Source organism: Tsukamurella sp. DT100 (assembly GCF_049844855.1).
In the GTDB taxonomy this organism is placed as follows: domain Bacteria; phylum Actinomycetota; class Actinomycetes; order Mycobacteriales; family Mycobacteriaceae; genus Tsukamurella.
Map to the genome: position 1 here is coordinate 533,956 of NZ_JBNCLV010000003.1, position 21,862 is coordinate 555,817.

Below are 21,862 nucleotides of genomic sequence, written 5' to 3' on the forward strand. Positions count from 1 at the left end.
CTCAGCGGCGTGCCAGGCACGCCGCGACCGCGGCCACAGCCAGGAGCGCGACCCCGGCGAGGGCGTACGTCCGCGGACGCGTGTCCGGCGCCGGCGCGGCGGACACCTCCAGCCGGCCCGGCGCGGGAGCCTCGCCGGGCAGCACTGCCGACACCGCGGCCACGGGATCGACGATCCCCGCGCCGCCCATCCCCGCGGACCGCCGCGAGGTCGCCAGGATCCGATTGCGCACCTGCGCCGCCGTCAGCTGTGGGAACCGCGCCCGGACCAGGGCGGCCACCCCGGCCACGTACGGCGCTGAGTAGCTGGTGCCGGCGAGGGGCGTGGTTCCCTCGCGGGTCACCTGCGCGTTCGCGAGGCCCGCGCCGCGCGGCTCGAGCGTCGTCACGTCCGTGCCCGGTGCGGCGACGGTGACCCACGGCCCGGCGAGCGAGAACTCGGCGGCCCGGCCGTCCGGCTCCGTCGCGCCCACCGCGATCACCTGGTCGGCGAACCGCGCCGGCGAGGCGATCGTCACCGGCGCAGCCGGATTCGCGTTCTGCTCGGCGCAGGCGCTGCCCGAGGAGACGTTGCCGGCGGCCGCGACCACCACGACGTTCCGGTCCGCGGCGAAGCGCACGGCCCGGCCGAGAGCATCGTCGCCGAGCGCGGACGCCGAACCGGCGCAGGCCACTTCGGAGATGTTGACGACCGTGGCGCCCAGGTCGACCGCGCGCACCACGGCGTAGGCCATGGTGGTCACGTTAGTGACAAGTTACAAACAGCACCTCATTCGGCCCGCGACTCGTCGCCGTGAGGTGCGGCCAGCGTGGCGCGCCATTGGTGCGGACGGCCAGGATGTCGCTCCACTACGAAGCCCTCCTTGGCGCTTCACGAGTAGCCTGAACCTGTCACCTCAACTGTCCGGGAAACCGGGTCAAGCTCCTAGAGTCTCCGGACTCGCCAGGGCGATTCATAGTTTCTGGTCACTCTTCTGCTGGGGCCGTTCGTGACGCCTGCCTTTGTCGGGTCTACAGCTCTTCGCGAAGTATGTCTTGATTCTCAATTGAGGTGAGCCTAACCTGATCGAGGCCGCTGCAGCAAGAAAGTTGGCAAAACTACATGATGATTCAGGGCGCTCGGGTGCGGGCACCGAGGATGACAGCTCCACGGCGAATCGCCGCGTTGGGACTGGCGCCGTGAGCGGTTGTTAGTCCCGGGAGGCGGTCGACGACACGACGCAATCCGGTCACTCCATCACCGTCGAGGATCAGCGCGGCAAGAGGGTCACGCTCAACGGTGCGGCGAAGAAGGTGGCCTTCGCCGTCATCCCGGCACCGTCCATCTTTGCTGCAGTCGACCGCAGTTACGATCGCGCCGTAGGTATCAATCAGTCGACGCTGGTGGCCAACCAGGGCGGTATGTTCGCGAAGATCTTCCCGCCCTCGACCAGCACCGCTGTGATCGCCGGAAGCGATTTCGTACCGAGCGTCGAGACCGTCACCAAGCTCGATCCCGATGTCGTGATCCAGTGGGGAGACCGCGGCGAGGGTGTCACCCAGCCCATCGAGACCGCCGGCTATCCGGTTATCGGGCTGCGATACGGGACGCAGGAGGATCTCGAGACCTGGATCCGGCTGTTCTCCGAGATCGCCGGCAAACCCGATCGGGGCAAGGAACTGGTGCAGTGGCACTCCGAACTCGCATCGCTGCGGAGCGCCGTCGCGACTCAGACCGGGCATCGGCCACGAGCGATGATCCTGTCCAAGACCGGTGAGGCGTTCAGTACGACATCGCCGACCGGCTACGACGGATTCCAATTCCCCTTGGTCGGTGCTGATCTGGTGACCAAGGGGCTGTCCTCGGACAGTCTGCAGGTCAGCCCGGAGCAAATCGTTGCCTGGGATCCCGAGGTGATCATGCTCAGCGGCTTCGACAAGTCGGTACCCGCGGACGTTTACGCCGACCCACGATTCGCGAACATCGCGGCGGTGCGGGATAAGCGGGTCTACAAGACCCCGCTGGGGGCCTACCGCTGGCAGGTGCCCAGCATGGAGTTGCCGTTGATGTGGCAGTGGATGAACCGGATCCTGTACCCCAATAGCAAGGACGGCGTGCTTCGGGAGAAGGTCCGGGCGGCTTTCGACAGCCTCTACGGCTACCGGATCACCGACGAGGAGATCGACCAGGTCCTTCGGTTGGACTTGAACAAGGACTCCGCGGACTATGACCAGTTCTTCCGCTGAGGTCCGTACCTCGGCGGGGGGAGGGGGCTGCCCGAACCCCGACCCCGCGTCGACGCGGTGTCGGACGGGAGTCCCTGCTGATCGCTGCGTTCGTCGCACTGTTGGTGGTCGTCGCGGTTGTCGCCCTCGCCGTCGGCCGGTACTCCGTTCCACCCAACGAGATCGTCCGGATGCTGCTCGGACAGGTATTCCCCCTGGAACGTACGTGGTACGCGAAGGAGGAATCGGTCGTGCTCGACGTTCGCCTACCGCGGGTACTGCTCGCGATGCTCATCGGAGCGGGACTGTCGATGACTGGAGCCGTGATGCAGGCGGTCTTCCGGAATCCCCTTGCCAGCGCGCAGATACTAGGTGTGTCCTCGGGCGCCGCGTTCGGTGGCGTACTCACTCTGCTCTTCGGTCTCGGGAGTTTCGCGTTGGTCAGCGGCGCGTTCTTCGGCGGGATCGCGGCACTGGTGCTCGTCCTCGCGATCGCGCGCACGGTGCCAGGGGCACCGTTGCTGATGATCATTCTGGGCGGTACGGTCGTCGGTGCGATGTTTCAGGCGATGGTCTCGTTCATCACCTACATCGCCGATCCGTATCAGGATCTGCCGACGATCATCTTCTGGCTCATGGGTTCTCTGGCGACCGCCTCGTTCGGCAAGGTTGTCATTGCGGCGGTGCCCGTCCTTCCGGCGGTGGCGATCATGCTCGCGCTGCGGTGGCGAGTGAACATCCTCTCCATGGGCGACGAGGACGCGATGGCGATCGGAGTGCGGCCCGAACGCATCCGGATGGTCCTGCTGTTGTGCGTGGCGTTGGTGACCGCCGGGGCGGTCTCGGTGGCGGGTGTCGTGTCCTGGGTCGGCCTGGTCGTTCCGCACCTGGTCCGAATGGTCGTGGGGATGGACAATCGGCGGGTGCTGCCGATCAGTGCACTGGTCGGTGCGGCGTATCTGGTGGTGATCGACACTCTTTCGCGGACGATCAGTCCCGCTGAGATCCCTATCGGTATCCTCACCGCTATCATCGGTGCGCCGTTCTTCGTCGGGCTGTTGATCACCAACCGCAAGCGGTTGTGGGGGTCGGTGGATGCTTGACCTTGCGGAAGTCTCCTTTAGATACTCCTCGCGCCGTCCGTGGGTCTTCACGGATCTGACGGTGCGCGCCGAACAGGGGCAGGTGCTCGCGATTCTAGGGCCAAACGCGCGTGGCAAGACGACGGTGCTCAAGACGATGGCAGGCATTCCTCGTCCCGGCTCGGGGACCGTCGAGACGTCGGGCCCGGTCGGCTATGTGCCGCAGGGTCATTCCGCGGTGTTCTCGTTCACGGCCTTCGACATCGTTCTGATGGGGCGCGCCCGACGAGTGCGGGTGTACGAGAGTCCGCGCGCGGCGGACCGGGTCGCGGCGCGCGAGTCACTGGGGCGCGTCGGCGCGCTCCACCTCGCGGAGCGCGGTTACGCTGGACTCAGCGGCGGTGAGCGGCAATTGGTCCTGATCGCTCGGGCGCTCGTCTCCGAGTGCGACACGATCGTGCTCGATGAGCCCGCTTCCGCACTCGACCTGCGGAACCAATCGCGTGTCTTGGCGGTGCTCCGTGATCTCGCTGACGAGGGCATGTCGGTCGTGATGACCACGCACCATCCGGACCATGCTCTGCACATCGCCGAGCGGTCGATGTTGATGGTCGGTCCGGATCAGCAGTTGGTCGGGGACACAAGGGAGTTACTGACCGGTGACGTGCTCTCCGACCTGTACGGCGTGCCGATCGTCGCCGCCGATGTCGCTACCCATAGCGGGACCAGGCGACTCGCGGTTCCCGACTTCGGGCGCGGTGTGCGATGACCGTTCTGCGAGCGACGATGGCGAGGACACCGGGAGGCAGTACCGGCGCGATGCGCGAGGTGGACGTCTACGACTTGCCGGATCTGCTCGGTGAAAACGTGACCGGCGTGTACCTCACGGGCGATGTCGACCAGGAGTTCCTGGTGGAGAACCGGGATGCGCTCTCGACCGATGTGATGCAGGGCGGCCGGGTCATGGTGAACGGTCACGTGCAGCGCCCCTTCCTCGAAGGTCTCGTTCGATGGCGGAAGCTCGTCTTCAGGAACCCCTCAGATCTGGTGCTGGCGCGCGTGTCGGAGCATCCGGTCTGGCGGGGTATCGCGCCGGAAGTGCTGCTGTACAGCACGGGCCGATCGGGTCCGGTGCCGATGAGTGAACTGGCAGAGATCGGTGTGGCCGGATTCTACGGCCGTGGCTGCTACCTGCACCTGCCCCCGGGTTCGACGGTGATCCACACCATCGGCCCGACGGCCGCGCCGATCGACTACGAGTACCCGCTGGGGACGGGGCGAGTACTCGTCCACGGTGGAAACGATCTGCTGCAGTTCGCCTCCGACGATCGCGGTACCGCAGCGCTGCGCACGCAATTGGTCCAATGGCTGCGGGGTGAGAACTGATGAGGGCCGACATCGTGATGCTGCACGGCGGCAGTCATTCCCAGCTGGCGACTCTGGACGATCCCGCCCTCGCCCCCTATCGGATCCGGCCGCTGCACATCCGCACTGCGGACTGCGAAGACCTGCGCGACGCCGATGTCGTGGTGGTCTCGGACAGGTTGCGTCCGGATCTGCTGGCGCGGTGGCACGAACCGATCCTCGATCGTCTCGAACGCGGCGCTACGGTACTGGTCTTCGGCGAGAACAGCGTCGGCGAGTGGATACCCGGCATCACCGAACAGCGGCGACCCACCGTCTTCTGGTGGTGGCGGACCGGTGAGGACCACCGGCTGCGGCTGCGTAACCCGACGCACCCGGCGCGCGAGTTCCTCACCGACCGTGCCCTGATCTGGCACTACCACGGGGTCCTCTCGCTGCCCTCGGGCGCGGTCAGCTTGGTTGATCTCGAGACCCCGGAGGGCGGTCAGGACGGTTCGGTGTTGCTGGTCGACGAGGCGCGCGGTGGCCGGCTCCTCGTGACTACCATGGACCCGGTTTACCACCACGGATCCGGTTTCATGCCGGGCGCGACGCAACTGCTCTATTCGACGCTGTACTGGGCCACCCGATGATCGCCGATCCGCACCTACTGACGGTATACGAGGGCGGCACCGCATTGGAGATCGGCTTCGCCGACCTGATGAAGTACCACGGGAGTACATTTCCCGGTGGCGTCGCGCACGCTTACCGGGCGATGATCGAGGGGCTGGCCCTGTTCGATCCGGTGCAGCGGCGAGAGGTCCATGTGCGCACCGCCTTTCCCGGGCCGGAAGGACGTGATGCGATCGAGATGGCGCTGCGCGCCGTGACGGATGGGCGGTTCACAGTGGATCGTGCGCTCGGTGCGCCGGAGCGGGGACCAACGCTCGCGCACTAAGTGTGGGCGTTCGACTACCGAGGGTCGTCGGTGACGGTGCGGCTTCGCGATGCGGGTTTCGTGACGGAGGAGTTCATCGCGCTCGGCGCGACCACGAACCGCACACCTGAGCAGGAGGAACACCTGACCGACTTGAAGCGGGAGATGACGCAGCGACTGCTCCGAGCCGGTACTAGTGAAGTATACGAACTGCTATAGTCCCGGATACCGAGTTACCGGAGCCGGACCACGATCCCGGTGGCGTACTCGCCGCCCCCAGATGCGAAGATGTCCCGCCGCATCTCGATGGGCGGATTCAATCGCCGTCGTGGAGTTCCAGCGCCCCGAAGCGCGGAACTCTCAACCCCGAGATCATGGACGGCCTGGAGACGGCGTTCGACCGTGCGGAAGCCAACGGGTCTTCGTCATCGTGCTGACGGGGGCAGGGCACCGTGTTCTCCGCGGGGGCGGATCTGCGGCCGGGCGCGGTGCTGGACAAGAACGCCTTGAGGATCTCGTTGGCGCGCCGCAACTCGGCGACCGCGCGACGCAGCCGCGCGTTCTCCTCGGCGACGTCGCTCGGCACCCCGGGCCGCTGGCCAGCATCGACCTCGCGGCGGCGATGCCACACCCGCAACGTCTCCGCGCTCATCCCGAGCAGACCTGCGACATGACGGACGGCGGTCATGAGGTTGGGATGATCCGGCTTGGCCTCATCGAGCATCCGCAGCGCACGCTCACGCATCTCGGGTGAATATTTCTGATTCATCGTGTTCCACCCTTGATTGAAGAACGGAACAGAGGCCAGGCCGATTCAATACGAATCCGCCCCCGAGTTCGTGGCGGGTCCGCTCGGTGGTGATCGTGAACCGGCCGGGCACGGGATCGGCAGTCCTCGGGGCGGCCTGACTACTAAGATCCACGCCGCAGTCGATGGTCAGGGGCGTCCGCTCGCGGTCGCCGACCGGGCCTACACCAGTGGAGTGAACCGGCGGATGATCGCCAGCCGGGGCATCAAGGCCGTTCTTTCACAGAAGGTCACCGAGATCGACGCCCGCCGCCGCAAGGGCGCCGCGGGTGGTCGGCCACCCACTTTCGACGCTGAAATCTACAAGGGCCGCAAAGTCGTTGAGAGATCGTTCAACGACACCAAGCAATGGTGCGGACTGGCCACCCGCTACGACAAACTCGCCATCACGTACCGAGCCGGAGTCATGCTCCAGGCATGCCTCCGCTGGTTACGACTATTGAGAGACCCGCCCTGGCCTCATCTGAGCCGGGCGACCGCTCTCCCAGACCAACGGAATAGGACCTTCCGGGGTGTTCCCGGTGCGGAGTGCGGAGCGGTCGCCTCGGCGGGCCTATCGTCCGAGCAGATGGTCCGAGATGAGTTTGAGTTGGACTTCCGATGTCCCTTCGAAGATCTTGGTTAGGCGTGCGTCTCGCCAGTAGCGTTCTGCGGCGTACTCGGTTGTGTAGCCGGCGCCGCCGTGGATCTGGAGTCCTTCGCTGGTGACCTTCTCCGACATCTCGCTGGCGGAGTACTTGACCATGGAGGCTTCGAGGTCGGCGCGGCCGCCGGCGTCGATGGTGGTGCAGACGTGGTACATCATCTGGCGGTTGGTCTCGATTTGGGTGGCCATGTCTGCGAGTTTGAAGCGGATTGCCTGCAGTTCGCTGATTGGCCGGCCGAATTGTCGCCGGTTGAGCGCGTATTCGGTGGCGTCCTCGAGGGCTCCGCGGGCGAGTCCGATGCTGCGCGCTGCGGTGTGTGCGCGTGCGGTTTCGAGTTTGTGCATGGCCGCGTAGAAGCCGCGTCCCTCCTCGCCGATGAGGGCGTCCGCCGGGAGTCGAAGGCTGTCGAAGGAGAGTTCCCAGGTTTTCCATCCGCGGTAGCCGACTTTGCGGATCGGTGTGCCGCTGATGCCTTCGGGGAAGCTGCCGCGTTCCTTGTCGATTAGGAAGACGCTGATGCCGCGGTGTCGCTTCGTCGGATCTGCATCGGTGGATGTGCGCGCGAAGAGCATGATGAAGTCGGCCTGGTCGGCGTAGGTGCACCACATCTTGCTGCCGGTGATGACCCAGTCGTTGCCGTCGCGCCGGGCGCGGCAGCTGATGTTCGCGACGTCCGATCCGGCCTCGTTCTCGGACAGGGCGAAGGCGCACAGGTATTCACCGCGGGCCATCCGGGGCAGGATGTCTCGCTGCTGCATGTCGGTGAACCCCGGCAATAGAGAGTTGCCACGAGCCATGAGGCTGCCGACGCTCATCCAGGCGCGCGAGAGTTCCTCGGCGATCATGCAGTACTCGAAGGCGCCCAGGCCGAGGCCGCCGTACTCCTCCGGGATGAGGATTCCGAAGAAGCCGATGTCGGCCATCTTCTGGCGCAGTTCGTCGGGGATCAGGCCGTTGACTGGATCCAGCTCGTTGGCCGCGGGGAGGACCTCCTCCATGGCGAACTGGCGGGCGAGTTGCTGCAGCTCACGGCGCTGCTCGGTCATCATAGGGCGCTCGCCTCGGCGAGAATCGGCGCTACGTACGCCTTGAACTTGATCGGGTCCTCCGACATAGGAAAGTGGCCCATGCCGGTCATCTCGACGAAGTGACAGCCGGGGACCTTGTCGGCCAGCTCGCGGCCGGCGGACGGGGGCGCGGACCAGTCGTATTCGCCGCTGAGGACCCACATGCCGACCTTGGTGGTGTCGATCAGGGGCGCGGAATCGGTGAGGTCGTGTCCGATCATGTAGTACGCGAGGTCGCCCTTGAAGACGGGCGGCGCGCCCTGGCTGTAGACCCAGACGGTTTCCCGGACGTACTTCTCGGGGCTGGTGGGTGAGCAGAGGGTCTGCATCAGTGCCGGCTTGGTGTCGTTGCTGATCTGGGGGTGGTAGAGCCACGGGAGGATGCGCTCCATGCCGTGCGAGTGCAGCGCCGCTTCGATGCCGACGACCGCACGGTAGTTGTCCGGACAGGCGAGGGCGAGGTCTGCTGCGAGGTGACCACCCATTGAGCAGCCCATGAAGATGGGGCGGTCCAGGTCGAGCTGCTCGGCGAGCTGGTTGTGGAACTCGATGAAGAACTCCTTGGACAGCGAGTACTCGGTCTTCCACCACTCGATGCCTTCGGGCGGCAGCGATCGGCCGTGGTACGGAGCGTCAGCGGCGATCAGGCGGTACTTGGAGGTGAAGTCGGGGTCCTCGAGGAGGTGGCGCCACTGTCGGCTGTCACAGCCTGCGGTGTGTTGGAGGACGACGGGGATCCCCGTGCCGGCCTCCTCGAAGTAGATCCGGTAGTCGACGCCCTGGACGGTGAGCGTGACATAGCGACCGACAGCGGTCGAGAGCTGGGCGGTCATGCGGAGACCTCCTGGTTGGCGAGCGCGCGGATGACGTCCAGCGAGCGCCGGATAGCGGGGTAGTAGGCCATGATCTGCTGCATGTCGCCTTCGATTGCGAAGCCGTGGTAGAGCATCGCGGCGTAGTAGTCCTGGAAGAACGCGGCGGGCACCGGCGCGAGTAGCTGCGCCCAGTGCTCGGAGGTCCCGGAGAGCTGGAAGTCCCAGGCGTCGAAGGGGGTTGCGGCCGTGTCGACATCGGTGACGATTCCATCGATGATGCGGACGAGCCAATTGCGCCCATCTGCACCGATGCGGACGGTGCTGTTCCAGTACCGGGCCTGGAGGCTGAATTCGGGATCGTCGTTGAGTGCCGTGCGCAATTCGACTGGATCGAGGGTGAGGGGTGTTGTGGCGGTCATACCTACTCCTACTGTGCCGACAGTCAGCACGTCGTGCTGTGTAACGGTACATTGAAGTGTGTGTTGGATCACGCCGGTTTGTCAAGCGGCACGGGCGGGCGTCGCAAAGGGCCCAGGCGGTTGCCTGGGCCCTTTTGGCTGGTGATGGGGTGTGAAAGGTGTCAGATGGCGTAGTCGTTGGTGATCGCCTGTGCGGTTTCGCGCACCATTGCTCCCCACTCGGGCACTCTTGATTCCTCGAATCGCGAGTCGGGCATGCTGATCGAGACCGTCGCGATTGGCTGCCCTTCCGCGTTGACCACAGCGGAGCCGATCGCGCGCACGCCGGCCCGGTTCTCGGCTAGGTTGATCGCGTAGCCGTTGGCGCGCGCTTGGTGGACCTGTTGAGCTATCGTCGCTGGGTCTGTGATCGTGTTCGGTGTTGTGTGGTCGAGTGGTGTAGCGAGGAACTGCGTGAACTCGGATTCGGGTAGTGCGGCGAGCCAGGCCTTTCCGGCCGCGCTGTTGTGAAATCCCGTACCTGCACCGATCGGATTGAACGTCCGCACGGGGTGTACCGAGTCGACCCGCTCGATGAGCACAAGTTGCTGGGTGCCGTCCGGAAGACAGAAGTGGATCGTTTCCCCTGTCACCCTGCCGAGCTCGGTGATGTGGGGCAGTGCAACGTCGCGAATTCCTCGTGAAGGAACACCGTGGCGGGCGATCGACAGCAGGCGCGGGGTCAGTTGCCAACGTGTGATGGGCTCCGACGAGGTCTCTGCCCATCCTTCGAGTTCGAGCGTCCGGAGTAAGCGCTGAACCGTTGACTTCGGTAGCTGCAGCGTGCGCGAGAGCTCGCCGACTCCGACTGACGGCGTTGACGATGCGATCGCCTCGACCACTCTCAAGCCGCGAATGAGGCTCTGTGTGCCGCCCAGTGAGCCATTCTGCTCGTTGTCGGCGGTCGTGTTCTCACTGTTGGGGGGCATTGTGGGCTGTTCTCCGGTGATCTAGCTGGCTGGCCTCGGTTGGCGGAGGTCATTCCAGCATACGGCACGGCAAGACGGTCAGCTGCTTGATGCGCGCGTACTCGACGGTCTACGACCTTGACACGCTGTGACAGCGGTTACATACTGAGCGTTCCAATGAGTAGCACGACGTTCCGAGCAACGGAACGAAAGGGAGAAGATGTCGAAGATCGATCTGACTGCCTGGCCTCTTCGAGAGAGGGGAACCTACTTCGAAGATCATGTGATCGGGCGCTCCTTCGACCACCACTGGGGTCGGACGATTCACGCGAGCGACAACATCGAGTTCAGCACACAGATGCTGGCTTTCAACCCGGAGTACTTCAACAGGGAGGTGGCACTCGAGCGTGGGCATCGCGACGAGGTGGTCAACCCGCTGCTCGTCTTCGGTGTGGTGTTCGGTCTCAGCGTCGAGGACCTGAGCGAAGCGGGTGGGCCCTTCCTCGGGGGCACTGACGTCACGTACCACCGCTCAGTCTACCCTGGTGAAACACTCTACGCGCGAAGCACCGTCGTCGACGCCCGCACTTCGACTTCCCGTCCTGGCGCCGGAATCGTCACCTGGCATACCGAGGGCAGAACCGCGGACGGCGAAGTGGTCATCGACTTCCACCGCACGAACCTGGTACGCCGCCGGCCCGCCGAACAGAACCTCGCGCCCGAGTTCGAGGGCTACGCCAAGGATTTCATCCCCGGCGCCAAGTTCCGCCACGCGCGCACCCGTACCGTCACCGACCTCGACCTCAACGGTTTCACCCTGCTGGTGATGAACAGTGCCGTGGGCCACTTCAGCGACGGCGCGATGGCGGACAGCGAGTTCGGCGAGCGGATCAACTTCGGCGGCATGTCGCTTTCGCTCACCATCGGCCTGGCGACGCAGGACACTAGCGGCCAGGCCATTCGCGAGGTGGGCATGACCGACATCAAGTTCCCCGCCCCAGTCAAGCGCGGTGACACCATCGGCGCCGCCACAGAGGTGCTCGACGTCGCCGCGGATGGCGTCGTCACCTTCCGGCACATCGGCGTCAATCAGCGCGGCGATCTGGTCGTCCAGGTCACGCGCCGCGTGCAACTCAAGCACCGCCCCTGATCTCAGAGCTCGGCCAACCGGGCCGAAGCCAGATTCAACACTTCACACCCAACGGAATTGAGAAATAGATGACCCGCACTCGCCCCCTGCGTCCCCGTCGCTCCTGCATGGCCGTCCCTGGGAGCAGCGAGAAGATGATCACCAAGGCGCAGACCCTGCCCGCCGACCAGATCTTCCTCGACCTCGAGGACTCGGTCGCCCCCGTCGCCAAACCCGCCGCACGCGCCACCATCGTCGACGCCCTCAACCACGGCGACTGGTCGGGCAAGACCCGCGTCGTACGCGTCAATGACGCGGATACCGAGTGGGCCCACGAGGATGTCCTCACCATCGTCCGTGGCGCCGGCCGCAATCTCGACTGCATCATGCTCCCGAAGGTCGAGAAGGTCGCACACATCAACTGGCTCGACATCCTCCTCTCGCAGCTCGAGCGCGAGCTCGGCATCGAGGAGGGCACCATCGGCATCGAGGCCCAGATCGAAGGCCCCGCAGGCCTGAGCGAGATCGATGCGATCGCCGCAGCGACCGCGCGCACCGAGACCCTCATCTTCGGCCCGGGTGACTTCATGGCCGCCATGAAGATGCCGGCGCTGACCATCGGCGCCCCCGGCGCCACCGGCTTCGACCCGTTCGACACCGTCCTCATGACGATCGCGATGACCGCCCGCAAGTACGGTCTCCAGGCGATCGACGGCCCCTACGCCATCATCAAGGACACCGAGGGCTACCGCGCCGCCGCCGAGCGCGCCGCCGCGTACGGCTACGACGGCAAGTGGGTCCTGCACCCAGCCCAGCTGGAGACCGCCAACGAGGTCTTCGCCCCGGCCCAGGCAGACTACGACAAGGCCGAGCTGATCCTCGAGGCATACGCGCACTACACCTCCGCCGACGGCGGCGGCCGCGGCGCCGTCATGCTCGGCGACGAAATGATCGACGAGGCCAGCCGCAAGCTCGCGTTGGTGACCGCGGAGCGCGGCCGCACGCTCAACATGGCGCGGACTACGAAGTTCGTCCCCGAGGCCTGATCGCTCATCCGCGACTGGAACACTCCATAGGAGCCAATCATGGTGTTACAGCTTGAACATTGGATCTCGGGACGCAGCACGCCCCCGTCCGGCGGCGAGTACTTGACGGTGGACAGCCCGCTCGACGGGCAACCCACCACGAAGGTCGCGGCGGGTAACGCCGCCGACGCGGAAGCCGCCGTCGCCGCCGCCGTCGCTGCCCAGTCCGCGTGGCGTCGTCAGAAGCCGATCGAGCGGGGGCGGCTGCTCCTGCGCCTCGCGCAGGCGATCCTCGACGACCAGGTCGAGCTCGTGAACCGCGAGCGCTCCGAAACCGGCAAGCCCACCTGGCAAGCTCCTATGGAGATTCAGGGCGCCGCGGGCTACTTCGAGTTCTACGGCGGGCTGGTGAACCTGTTCGAGGGCGAGACGATCGACCTCGGCCCGGACCATCACTGCTTCACCCGCCGCGAGCCCTTCGGTGTGGTCGGCGTCATCACCCCGTGGAACGCGCCGCTCAACCAGGCGGCCCGAGGCGTGGCCCCTGCGCTCGCGGCCGGCAACACCGTCGTGCTCAAGCCGTCCGAGTTCACCTCGAGCTCGGCGATCCGCCTTGCCGAACTGGCCACCCAAGTGGGCTTCCCGGACGGTGTCTTCAACGTGATCACCGGCACCGGCCTCGACATTGGCGCGCCGATGCTCAAGAACGCGGCCGTGCGCAAGGTGGCCTTCACCGGTTCGGTGCGCGCGGGCCGCGAGATCGGCCACATCGCCGCCGATCGGATTATCCCGCTGACCCTCGAACTCGGCGGCAAGTCCGCGAACGTGGTCTTCGCCGACGCCGACCTCGACAAGGCGGTTGCAGGCTCGCTCAACGCCTTCGCCCTCAACACCGGGCAGGTCTGCTCCGCCGGGACGCGTTTGCTCGTCGAGCGCTCCATCCACGACGAACTCGTGAAGCGCCTTGTCCTCGCGTGCCGCGAGCTGACCGAAGGCGGACGGCTCGGCCCCGTCACGACCGCAGCCCAGTACGACAAAGTCATGGAGTACTTCGACGTTGCCAAGGACGACGGTGCTGTCGCGGCCATCGGTGGCGAACCCGTCTCCTCCGGCAGCGGCGGGTACTACGTCGCACCGACCATCTACACCGGCGTCGACAACTCCATGCGAATCGCACAGGAGGAGGTCTTCGGACCTGTTCTCGCCGTCATCCCGTTCGACACGGAGGAGGAGGCCATCGCCATCGCCAACGACTCCGACTACGGCCTCGCGTCCGGCGTGTGGACGCAGAACGTCTCCCGTGCGCTGCGCATGGCCGACCAGCTCGATGCCGGCCAGGTGTACGTGAACACCTGGATGGCCGCGGCCATCGAAACGCCCTTCGGCGGCAACAAGAACAGCGGCTACGGCCGCGAAAAGGGCATCGAAGCTCTCCGCCACTACACGGAGACCAAGTGCGTGGTGGTGCAGCTATGAGTGGGCCGCTGGCCGGAGTGAAAGTGCTCGACATGACGCACGCGCTCGCAGGGCCGTACTGCACGATGTTGCTCGCCGACCTGGGGGCGGACGTCCTCAAGGTCGAGTCACCGTCGGGCGATCTGTCCCGCACGTCGGGCCCGTACCTGCCAGACGTCGAGGCCAAGGACTTCGGCGGCTACTTCCAGAGCGTCAACCGAGGTAAGCGCAGCATCGTGCTCAACCTCAAGGACCCCGCCGATATCGCCGTGTTCACGAAGCTGGTGGCCGAGTCCGATGTGCTGGTGGAGAACTTCACGCCAGGCGTCATGGACAGGCTGGGCTTGTCGTACGAGACGCTGGCGGAGATCAACCCGAAGCTGGTGTACGCAGCGTTGCGAGGGTTCGGTGACGCGCGCAGCGGCACCAGCCCGTACCAGGAGTGGCCGGCCTTCGACATCGTCGTCCAAGCGATGGCGGGCCTGATGGGGATCACCGGCCTGCCCGATGGCACACCGATCAAGGTCGGGCCGGGAGTGGGCGACATCTTCCCCGGCACGCTGCTCTCCCTCGGTGTGGTCTCCGCGCTGTACGAGACGCGCGGCAGCGGAGTCGGCCAGTTCGTCGACGTAGCGATGTACGACGCTGTGCTCTCCCTCTGCGAGCGCATCGTCTACCAGTACTCCTACGACGGCACGATCCCACGCCCCGAAGGGAACCGGCATCCACTCCTGAGCCCCTTCGACATCGTGCCGGCAGTTGATGGTTGGGTCGCGATCGCGGCCCCCAACAACAACCGGTGGAAGCTGCTGTGCGAGTTGATCGGTCGCGACGACTTGGCAGCCGACCCAGGGTTGCAGACCAATGAGTCCCGGGTCGCCCGCCGCGAAGATGTCTTCGGTGCGCTCGCGGAGTGGACCTCCATGCGGACGACCGACGAGATTCTGGACGCGCTCGGTGGCAAGGTGCCAGTTGGTGCTGTCCGCGATGCGAAGGAGATCCTCGAGGATCCGCACGTGGAAGCGCGTGGCATGGCCGTGCGACTAGAGCACCCGGGTAGCAGCAAGGTGGTCACCGTCGCCGGCCAACCGATCAAGTTCTCACGCACGCCGGCGGTGCCGACCACGCGAGCCCCCCTGCTTAACGAGCACGGGCCGCAGATCCGGGGAATGATCACAGGCCCACGTCGATCACCTCGAGCGAGTCCAGGTCTGTAGTCGCACCACGAAAAAGACAGGCGCCGAACCGAAAGATCGGTTCGGCGCCTGGTCGAGAAGGACGCGAGCGCGCGTTCGACCCCCACGTCACAGTCCTGCTCTGCAGCCGTAGTCGTTCGCAGCGCCCACCAAGGAGATAGCCATGCGTCGTACCGTCTACACCGCCGACCACGAAGCCTTCCGCGAGACCCTCCGCGCGTTCATCGAGGCGGAGGTCGTTCCGCACTACGACGAGTGGTACGCGAACGGCATCGTGCCCAAGGACTTCTACCCCAAGCTCGGCGAGCTGGGCGTCTTCGGCATCGAGGTGCCCGAGGAGTACGGCGGCGCCGGCATCGAGTCGTTCAAGTACCAGGCCGTCATCAGCGAGGAGCTGGGCCGCGCGGGCGTCTCGTTCGGCGGCTCGAGCGTGCACATCGCGCTGTGCCTGCCCTACCTCACCAGCCTGGGCACCGACGAGCAGAAGCAGCGCTGGCTGCCCGGGATGGCCGCGGGCGAGATGATGTTCGCCATCGCGATGACCGAGCCCGGTACCGGCTCCGACCTCGCCGGGATGAAGACCACCGCGAAGCGCTCCGAGGACGGCAGCCACTATGTGCTCAACGGCGCCAAGACCTTCATCACGGGCGGCGTCAACGCCGACCGCGTGATCGTCTGCGCACGCACCGCCCCGTCGACCCCCGAGGACCGCCGCCACGGCATCTCCCTGTTCGTCGTCGACACCACGCTCGAGGGGTACTCGGTCGGCCGCAAGCTCGACAAGATCGGCCTGCGCACCTCGGACACCGCCGAGCTCTCCTTCACCGACGTCAAGGTGCCCGCCGAAGATCTGCTCGGCGAGGAGAACAAGGGGTTCAGCTACCTCGGCCAGAACCTGCCCCAGGAGCGCCTGTCGATCGCCGTCGGCGCGTACTCGCAGGCCGCCGCCGCGGTCCGCTTCGCGCAGGCCTACACCCAGGACCGCACCATCTTCGGCAAGACCGTCGCCTCGTTCCAGAACAGCAAGTTCGAACTCGCGGCGTGCAAGGCGAAGGTCGACGCCATGGAGTCGAGCGTCGACCGCGGCCTCGAGCTGCACGACGCGGGCCAGCTGACCGCAGCGGATGCGGCCTCGCTCAAGCTGTTCTGCACCGAGGCGGCCTCCGATGTGATCGACCGCTGCCTGCAGCTGCACGGCGGCTACGGCTACATCAACGAGTACCCGATCGCCCGCCTGTACGCGGACAACCGCGTCAACCGGATCTACGGCGGCACGTCCGAGGTGATGAAGACCATCATCGCCAAGGGCATGGGGCTCTGACGGTCCGGATCGGGCTGCAGTCTGCGCCGTGGCCGCCGGTGTGGCGTGGGGAGATGACGCGATCGAGGGCAGCACCCGTAGCGGTCGTTGCGCGGTGAGGCCGAGACTGAACGTGTTCGATGACCTCGCCTGGCGTTGTCACGTGGACGGCCCGTCGAGGGTGAGCACCCGGGCCAGGTCGGAGACCGAGCGATCGGTGAGCAGCCCCTCGATCTCCGCGAGAATTTCCCGGGCTCGGGATTGTCCAAAGCTGGCCGACGCGAGAGTTGTGAGCTTGTGGCGAGCCACCTGCCGTCGGCGAAGTGCGGTCATCGGGCGGGCCGAGTCGTGTTCGGCCTGAAAGACCTGTCCGTCGTCGAGTGTTACCTGCACTCGTGCCCACTGTGGTGGCACGTCGTCATCGAAATGGAGGCGTACCTTCCGGCTCACTTCACCGAGCTCCGGCGCCCGGACTGCCTCGTTCGTGAAGTCCGCAACGTGGCAGTGCCCGCGGACGACAGCGAGTGCGGTTGTGAACGCCAGGCTGAACTTCCCCTCGAGCGCAGTCATCGGGACGGGAATTGCGCACACTGTACGCATGACCTCGGAGACGGTGACATCGATAGCGGTGATCCGATCGATCGGAAGGTGCTCGCGGAGGGACAGGACTGCATCGATCGGTGCGTGAGTTCCGAAACAGGAAGCATGCTCCTTCACCGCGACTTCGTTCAGATACCAATGCGATTCGAACGGCTCCGTCGCGATCGAGTGGTCGACGACGTGCCCATGACTCGCGGCGAACCCACGGTCATCGAGAACGGGGATGGGCAGTCGCGAGAGCCCAGCACGGGCCAGTTGCGCGGCGACAACGCCGTTCCGAGCGGCGTTCCCGACCTGGATGGACTTTCCAGCGGTGCCGAAGGCAGCTCGAAGCCCCGCCGCACTCGTGGCGGCAAGTCCCAGCGCGTCGGCCATCTCCACGGCTGAAGCGCCGGAGACATGAGCGGCGGCAGCGGCGGCACCGAAGACACCGATCGTCGCTGTGGGGTGGAATCCCGCTTCGTAGTGTGAGGATCCGAGCGCGGCACCAATGCGCGCTTGAACCTCAAATCCCGCAACATATGCCGCGACCAGTCGCTGTCCTGATACCGGTGCCGCTTGCCCCTGGGCAGCAGCAAGCACAGCCGCGGTGAGGGCAGCGGATGGGTGTATGCGCGCCGCGGGAAGCCAATCGTCGAAGTCGAGGACATGCGCGGCGATCCCGTTGACTAGCGCGGAGTCCGGTGGGTTCGCGGTCGCGGCTCTGCCAATCATCATGGCGGTTCCGGTCGATGCCGATGCTGCCGTAACAGCTCGGGCGACAGGATCGTCGGCTCCCGCGAGGGTTACGGCGACCGTGTCGACGATGCAGTCGATCGCTGCCTGCTGAACATCGTGCGGAACGTGTTCGAGACGCAGGTCGGCTGCCGCACCTGCGATCTGAATGTCAATGGACTTGTCTGCCAGTGTCATTGCGTAAACCTCGTGGATTTCGTATCGGGGACTTGACGCCCGCGCTCCGATGCGCTGTGATTGGCGCCACACCGCTGAACGGTACAGCGTGCCGAGCAGCGAAACAAGAGGAGGAGCAGTGAACGTCGAAACCCACCTCGGTCCTGAGCTGATCAGCGGCAGACTCAACCGGATACCCGCCATGACCCGAACTCACCGGAGATGGCTCGCCGTGCTCGCCGCGCTGCTCGTGGTGGACATGGCAGACCTGAACACCTTCGCATACGCGGCACCCGGAATCCGGAAGGACTGGGGTCTCTCGGTAGGAAACATCGGAACCATCACCGCCGCGTCGTTCCTCGGAATGTTCGTCGGATCGGTGATCGGCGGCCGCGCCGCAGACCGGGTCGGCCGGAAGCGGGCGATCATGGGTGCGACGGCGATCTTCTCCGTGTTCTCCCTGCTGTCGGCATTCTCCTTCGGACCCATAGATCTCGCGATCTATCGCGTGCTGACGGGAGTCGGGCTCGCCGCCCTCACCGTGATCGTGCTGACCTACGTCTCCGAGATGTTCCCGCAGACCTATCGGGGCAGAGCACAGACGTGGATCGTCGTTATCAGCCTCACCGGCATCCCCATCATGGCCTGGGCGGCACGATCGATCGTTCCGCTGGGGCCCGGCATGTGGCGATGGATCTTCGTCCTCGGTTCGGCCGGGATCCCGCTCATTCTGATCGTCGCCCGCTACCTTCCCGAGTCTGCTCGCTGGCTTGCGGAGAACGGCGATATCACGACTGCCGATGCGATCGTCACAGGTCTCGAGCGTGAAGCGAAAGAGAAGCTCGGCGGCGAGCTGCCGGCCCCCGAGGCGCTGCCGATCGTGGTTACCGGACACGTTCGCGACCTCTTCCGCGGCGCGTACCGACGGCGCACCGTCGTGCTTGCGGCAACCATGGCGCTGGCCCTGTCGGGCTTCTACGGCTACAACTCCTGGGTCCCCACTCTGCTCACGGAGCACGGATTCACCACGAAGGAGAGTCTGACCTACACGTCCGTCATGTCGCTCGCCACCGTTCCGGGGGCGATGCTCACGGTGTTGTTCATCGACCGGATCGAGCGACGGACAGCCGTGTTCCTCGTCTACTCCGCAGTTGCGGTCCTCATGCTCGTCTTCGGCTTCACCGGGAGCAACCTGATCCTCGTTGCCAGCGGCACGCTCGTGACCATGCTCCTGCAGAGCGCGACGCCGATCATGTACACCTACCTCCCCGAGATCTTCCCCACGGGCCTACGTGGTCTCGGCGCCGGCCTGTGCAACGGAATCGGCCGTCTCGCGGTGTTCGGAACCAGCTTCCTCATCGCGGCGATCTTGTCGAGCTTCGGCTTCACGGCGGTGTTCCTCTACCTCGCCGGCGCAGTGTTCTGCGCGGGTCTGGTGATGCAGTTGTTCGGAGAACGAACCCTCGGTAGAACGCTCAGCGACATCAACTCGACCACCGGCATGTCAGGCCGGCAGTAGCACCACGACTGAACAGCGGGATTCATGACAGTCCAGAGTTGGCTGAACCGGGTACGCCTGACCATCGAGGACTCGGTCGCCAGGATCACACTGATCCGTGGAGCGGGAAACGGGCTCGACTCGGATATGGCCACCGCGTTCGCGGCCGCAGCGGCAGCCGCGGTAGAGGACTCGTCCGTGCGAGTCGTGGTGCTCGACGCAGAGGGAAAGGCCTTCTGTGTCGGAGGGGATCTACGCGCCTTCGCCGACTCGAATGACCGTGGCACCCTGGTGGCCGAGATCGCGGGAGGGATGCACTGCGGCATTCTGACGCTGGCCGGGTCGTCGATCCCGGTGGTATCGGTCGTGCACGGCACGATCGCCGGCGGCGGCATCGGTGTGGCGTTGTGCGCGGACATTGTGCTGATGGCCTCGGATGCCATGCTGAAATCCGCGTACACCGCGGCAGGCCTCAGCCCCGATTGTGGAGCGACGTGGTTCTTGACTGCTCGCGCCGGTGCCGCGATCGCCCTCGACCTCACACTGACCAACCGCTCGATGTCGGGCGCCGATGCCGCACGGTGCGGTCTCGTCAGCCGGGCAGTTCCCGCGGAGCAGCTCGCAGCGGAGGCGGACGCCGTGATCGACGCGTTGCGCCACGGATCGCCGGCCGGACTGGGTCGGACCAAGCGTCTGATCACAGGAGCGGACGTCGACGCCCTCGCCCGGCGTCTCGACGACGAGGCGAAGAACATTGCGGCAGCGATCGTGGAGCCGGACGGGGCCGAGGGGGTCGCAGCGTTCCTCGAGAAGCGGCGACCGCGATTCGCCTCCTCAACGTTGTGACGATCGCTGCGGGCGACGGGCAAGAGAACATGCGCTCAGGGCGACGTTGCAGGAGCACATGCCGAGACGGCCCTTTGTTGGTACCGTCTAATGATACAGCATACCGCCTAGAGAAATGATCTGCCGTCGTGCCCGGGGTGTCGTCGACCAACTCCGCGAGAGGCCCGTCGACGGTGACGAGCCACAACCATACAATCCGCAGCTGGGTGAGGTCCTGCACTTTGCCCGGGAGAATGACGTCTACATCCCGCTGATCTGTCACGCCCCGATCGGGCTGACCTCGACCAACTACCGCGTCGACGAGAAGGGGGGTGTACGAGGTCAAGGGGGTACGAGGTCAAGGACAATCCGTTCCTCGCGGCCGAGCGACCACCGTCGGCCGTACCGGCGAGACCGGCATGCTCGACTACGGGTACGTCAACAACCCAGGCAAGGTCACTCGTCTGGGATACTCGTCGACGAGGGACTTGCGCGAGGCCGGCTTTGCCGTGCTCACCGCGAGTGTTCCGACCTCCCTGATGCTGCTGCCGAACCCCGAGCTGGGGCTCGTCACCGGCAATGGCCCGCAGACCGTCGACATCCAGGCCGAGGACATCCGCGGGCGGGTCGGCCGCAAGTAGCGCGAGCAAGAAGACGGGCGGCGAGAGCCGCTCGACAATTCTTAGCAATCAGGAGATCTATGTCCAAGGTTTGGTTCATCACGGGTACGTCGCGGGGGTTCGGCAGGAGCTTCGCAGAGGCCGCGCTGTCGCGCGGCGACAAGGTGGCCGCGACGGCCCGCAACCTCGATTCGCTCAGTGATCTGGTCGATAGGTTCGGCGATGCGGTTCTGCCGCTTCAGCTCGACGTCACCGACCGGGAAGCGGCCTTCGCCGCAGTCAAGTCGGCGCACGAGCACTTCGGCCGGCTCGATGTCGTCGTCAACAACGCAGGGTACGGGCTATTCGGCACCGTCGAGGAGCTGAGCGAGACCGAGATCAGGGATCAGGTCGAGACCAACCTCTTCGGTGTGCTGTGGGTTACGCAGGCTGCGCTGCCGATCATGCGCGCTCAGCAGAGCGGGCACATCGTCCAGGTCTCCACGATCGGTGGTCTAGTCACGTTCCCGACTCTGGGGGCGGGTATCACGCGTCGAAGTGGGCGGTCGAGGGCCTCACCGACAGCCTCGCTCAGGAGGTCGCAGGCTTCGGCATCAAGGTCACGCTCGTCGAGCCCGCACTGTTCGCCACCGACTGGGCCGGCAGCTCCGCGGTGCAGGCGACGCCGATCGACGCGTACGACGGTGTGCGCGCAGTGTTCGCTGAGGCGTCGGCGAACACGGTCCCGGGAAACCCCGCAGCCGTAGGCGGTGCCCTGCTCAAGATCGTTGACGCCGAGAACCCGCCACTGCGCGTCTTCTTCGGCTCCGACCCGCTGCAGATCGTCCCGGCCGTGTATGCGGACCGGATCAACACGTGGCAGCAGTGGGCCGAGGTGTCGGCAGAAGCGCAGGGCTGACGCATCCAGTGAACGAATAAAGGGGGCGGCCCCAACCGGATAACCCGGGCGGCGCCCCCCTTGATTTTGGTGGCGCGGGGCCCCGGGGGCCCCACCGCACCCCGCTCCCCCCGCACCCCCCCCGCCCCCCAAACACCGGCCCCCCCCCCCCCCCA

At 65.8% G+C, this 21,862-nt stretch carries 23 protein-coding genes and 1 pseudogene; 17 read left to right on the forward strand and 7 right to left on the reverse strand.

Features of this window, described 5'->3' with window-relative positions; all coding sequences use genetic code 11:
- Position 1 precedes the first annotated feature (1 nt).
- Positions 2 to 733: a S8 family serine peptidase gene (locus tag ACLQ3K_RS09890; protein WP_425998903.1), complete on the reverse strand. Its 732-nt coding sequence runs from the start codon at positions 731 to 733 to the stop codon at positions 2 to 4.
- A gap of 559 nt (positions 734 to 1,292) precedes the next feature.
- Between ACLQ3K_RS09890 and ACLQ3K_RS09895 the strand changes: the two genes are divergently transcribed.
- The 7 genes from ACLQ3K_RS09895 to ACLQ3K_RS09925 all read left to right on the forward strand — a co-directional run bounded on the left by ACLQ3K_RS09895 (position 1,293) and on the right by ACLQ3K_RS09925 (position 5,786).
- Entirely contained in the window at positions 1,293 to 2,225 is a 933-nt protein-coding gene (locus ACLQ3K_RS09895; protein ID WP_425998905.1) for an ABC transporter substrate-binding protein, read from the forward strand.
- Between the two features lie 104 nt (positions 2,226 to 2,329).
- Complete coding sequence (locus ACLQ3K_RS09900) at positions 2,330 to 3,307, forward strand: FecCD family ABC transporter permease (protein WP_425998995.1); 978 nt, start codon at positions 2,330 to 2,332, stop codon at positions 3,305 to 3,307.
- Between the two features lie 61 nt (positions 3,308 to 3,368).
- Complete coding sequence (locus tag ACLQ3K_RS09905; protein ID WP_425998907.1) at positions 3,369 to 4,055, forward strand: ABC transporter ATP-binding protein; 687 nt, start codon at positions 3,369 to 3,371, stop codon at positions 4,053 to 4,055.
- Positions 4,056 to 4,105: 50 nt separating this feature from the next.
- Positions 4,106 to 4,672 carry a hypothetical protein gene (locus ACLQ3K_RS09910; protein ID WP_425998909.1) on the forward strand — a complete coding sequence of 189 codons (567 nt, stop codon included), beginning with the start codon at positions 4,106 to 4,108 and terminating at the stop codon, positions 4,670 to 4,672.
- A complete protein-coding gene (locus ACLQ3K_RS09915; RefSeq protein WP_425998911.1) occupies positions 4,672 to 5,283 on the forward strand; it encodes a hypothetical protein in 612 nt (203 codons plus the stop codon). Before ACLQ3K_RS09910 ends, ACLQ3K_RS09915 begins: the two co-directional genes overlap by 1 nt.
- On the forward strand, positions 5,280 to 5,588 hold the full coding sequence (locus tag ACLQ3K_RS09920) for a hypothetical protein (RefSeq protein WP_425998913.1): 309 nt from the start codon (positions 5,280 to 5,282) through the stop codon (positions 5,586 to 5,588). The genes ACLQ3K_RS09915 and ACLQ3K_RS09920 overlap by 4 nt, the downstream gene beginning before the upstream one ends.
- Before the next feature lie 30 nt (positions 5,589 to 5,618).
- A complete protein-coding gene (locus ACLQ3K_RS09925; protein ID WP_425998915.1) occupies positions 5,619 to 5,786 on the forward strand; it encodes a hypothetical protein in 168 nt (55 codons plus the stop codon).
- Between the two features lie 97 nt (positions 5,787 to 5,883).
- On the opposite strand, the gene ACLQ3K_RS09930 is transcribed toward ACLQ3K_RS09925, so the two are convergent.
- Positions 5,884 to 6,336: a transposase gene (locus ACLQ3K_RS09930; RefSeq protein ID WP_425998917.1), complete on the reverse strand. Its 453-nt coding sequence runs from the start codon at positions 6,334 to 6,336 to the stop codon at positions 5,884 to 5,886.
- Positions 6,337 to 6,406: 70 nt separating this feature from the next.
- Between ACLQ3K_RS09930 and ACLQ3K_RS09935 the strand changes: the two genes are divergently transcribed.
- On the forward strand, positions 6,407 to 7,000 hold the full coding sequence (locus tag ACLQ3K_RS09935; protein ID WP_425998997.1) for a transposase: 594 nt from the start codon (positions 6,407 to 6,409) through the stop codon (positions 6,998 to 7,000).
- On the opposite strand, the gene ACLQ3K_RS09940 is transcribed toward ACLQ3K_RS09935, so the two are convergent.
- The 4 genes from ACLQ3K_RS09940 to ACLQ3K_RS09955 form a co-directional block, all read right to left on the reverse strand.
- Positions 6,929 to 8,071 carry an acyl-CoA dehydrogenase family protein gene (locus tag ACLQ3K_RS09940; RefSeq protein ID WP_425998919.1) on the reverse strand — a complete coding sequence of 381 codons (1,143 nt, stop codon included), beginning with the start codon at positions 8,069 to 8,071 and terminating at the stop codon, positions 6,929 to 6,931. The genes ACLQ3K_RS09935 and ACLQ3K_RS09940 overlap by 72 nt on opposite strands.
- Positions 8,068 to 8,922, reverse strand: a complete 855-nt coding sequence (locus tag ACLQ3K_RS09945) for an alpha/beta fold hydrolase (RefSeq protein ID WP_425998921.1) — start codon at positions 8,920 to 8,922, stop codon at positions 8,068 to 8,070. Before ACLQ3K_RS09945 ends, ACLQ3K_RS09940 begins: the two co-directional genes overlap by 4 nt.
- The gene (locus ACLQ3K_RS09950; protein ID WP_425998923.1) at positions 8,919 to 9,323 is read right to left on the reverse strand and encodes a hypothetical protein; all 405 of its coding nucleotides are present in this window, start codon (positions 9,321 to 9,323) and stop codon (positions 8,919 to 8,921) included. The genes ACLQ3K_RS09945 and ACLQ3K_RS09950 overlap by 4 nt, the downstream gene beginning before the upstream one ends.
- Positions 9,324 to 9,484: 161 nt before the next feature.
- Positions 9,485 to 10,291 (reverse strand): IclR family transcriptional regulator, encoded by an 807-nt coding sequence (locus tag ACLQ3K_RS09955; RefSeq protein WP_425998925.1) that lies wholly within the window; start codon positions 10,289 to 10,291, stop codon positions 9,485 to 9,487.
- A 199-nt stretch (positions 10,292 to 10,490) separates the two neighbouring features.
- Here ACLQ3K_RS09955 and ACLQ3K_RS09960 point away from each other — a divergent pair, with 199 nt between their 5' ends.
- The 5 genes from ACLQ3K_RS09960 to ACLQ3K_RS09980 all read left to right on the forward strand — a co-directional run bounded on the left by ACLQ3K_RS09960 (position 10,491) and on the right by ACLQ3K_RS09980 (position 16,396).
- On the forward strand, positions 10,491 to 11,420 hold the full coding sequence (locus ACLQ3K_RS09960; protein ID WP_425998927.1) for a MaoC family dehydratase: 930 nt from the start codon (positions 10,491 to 10,493) through the stop codon (positions 11,418 to 11,420).
- Between the two features lie 68 nt (positions 11,421 to 11,488).
- Positions 11,489 to 12,445 carry an HpcH/HpaI aldolase/citrate lyase family protein gene (locus ACLQ3K_RS09965; RefSeq protein WP_425998929.1) on the forward strand — a complete coding sequence of 319 codons (957 nt, stop codon included), beginning with the start codon at positions 11,489 to 11,491 and terminating at the stop codon, positions 12,443 to 12,445.
- Positions 12,446 to 12,484: 39 nt separating this feature from the next.
- On the forward strand, positions 12,485 to 13,900 hold the full coding sequence (locus tag ACLQ3K_RS09970; RefSeq protein WP_425998931.1) for an aldehyde dehydrogenase family protein: 1,416 nt from the start codon (positions 12,485 to 12,487) through the stop codon (positions 13,898 to 13,900).
- Complete coding sequence (locus tag ACLQ3K_RS09975) at positions 13,897 to 15,096, forward strand: CaiB/BaiF CoA transferase family protein (RefSeq protein WP_425998933.1); 1,200 nt, start codon at positions 13,897 to 13,899, stop codon at positions 15,094 to 15,096. The genes ACLQ3K_RS09970 and ACLQ3K_RS09975 overlap by 4 nt, the downstream gene beginning before the upstream one ends.
- A 142-nt stretch (positions 15,097 to 15,238) precedes the next feature.
- Positions 15,239 to 16,396, forward strand: coding sequence for an acyl-CoA dehydrogenase family protein (locus ACLQ3K_RS09980; RefSeq protein ID WP_425998935.1), 1,158 nt, complete (start codon positions 15,239 to 15,241; stop codon positions 16,394 to 16,396).
- 138 nt (positions 16,397 to 16,534) lie between these two features.
- On the opposite strand, the gene ACLQ3K_RS09985 is transcribed toward ACLQ3K_RS09980, so the two are convergent.
- The gene (locus ACLQ3K_RS09985) at positions 16,535 to 17,887 is read right to left on the reverse strand and encodes an MmgE/PrpD family protein (RefSeq protein ID WP_425998937.1); all 1,353 of its coding nucleotides are present in this window, start codon (positions 17,885 to 17,887) and stop codon (positions 16,535 to 16,537) included.
- Positions 17,888 to 18,068: 181 nt separating this feature from the next.
- Between ACLQ3K_RS09985 and ACLQ3K_RS09990 the strand changes: the two genes are divergently transcribed.
- From ACLQ3K_RS09990 to ACLQ3K_RS10005, 4 genes and pseudogenes are all read left to right on the forward strand, one after another.
- On the forward strand, positions 18,069 to 19,385 hold the full coding sequence (locus tag ACLQ3K_RS09990) for an MFS transporter (RefSeq protein ID WP_425998939.1): 1,317 nt from the start codon (positions 18,069 to 18,071) through the stop codon (positions 19,383 to 19,385).
- Between the two features lie 24 nt (positions 19,386 to 19,409).
- Positions 19,410 to 20,210: an enoyl-CoA hydratase/isomerase family protein gene (locus tag ACLQ3K_RS09995; RefSeq protein WP_425998941.1), complete on the forward strand. Its 801-nt coding sequence runs from the start codon at positions 19,410 to 19,412 to the stop codon at positions 20,208 to 20,210.
- A 311-nt stretch (positions 20,211 to 20,521) separates the two neighbouring features.
- Positions 20,522 to 20,830 carry a hypothetical protein gene (locus ACLQ3K_RS10000; RefSeq protein WP_425998943.1) on the forward strand — a complete coding sequence of 103 codons (309 nt, stop codon included), beginning with the start codon at positions 20,522 to 20,524 and terminating at the stop codon, positions 20,828 to 20,830.
- 59 nt (positions 20,831 to 20,889) lie between these two features.
- Positions 20,890 to 21,707, forward strand: a pseudogene (locus ACLQ3K_RS10005) (SDR family oxidoreductase).
- The last annotated feature ends 155 nt before the right edge of the window (positions 21,708 to 21,862 follow it).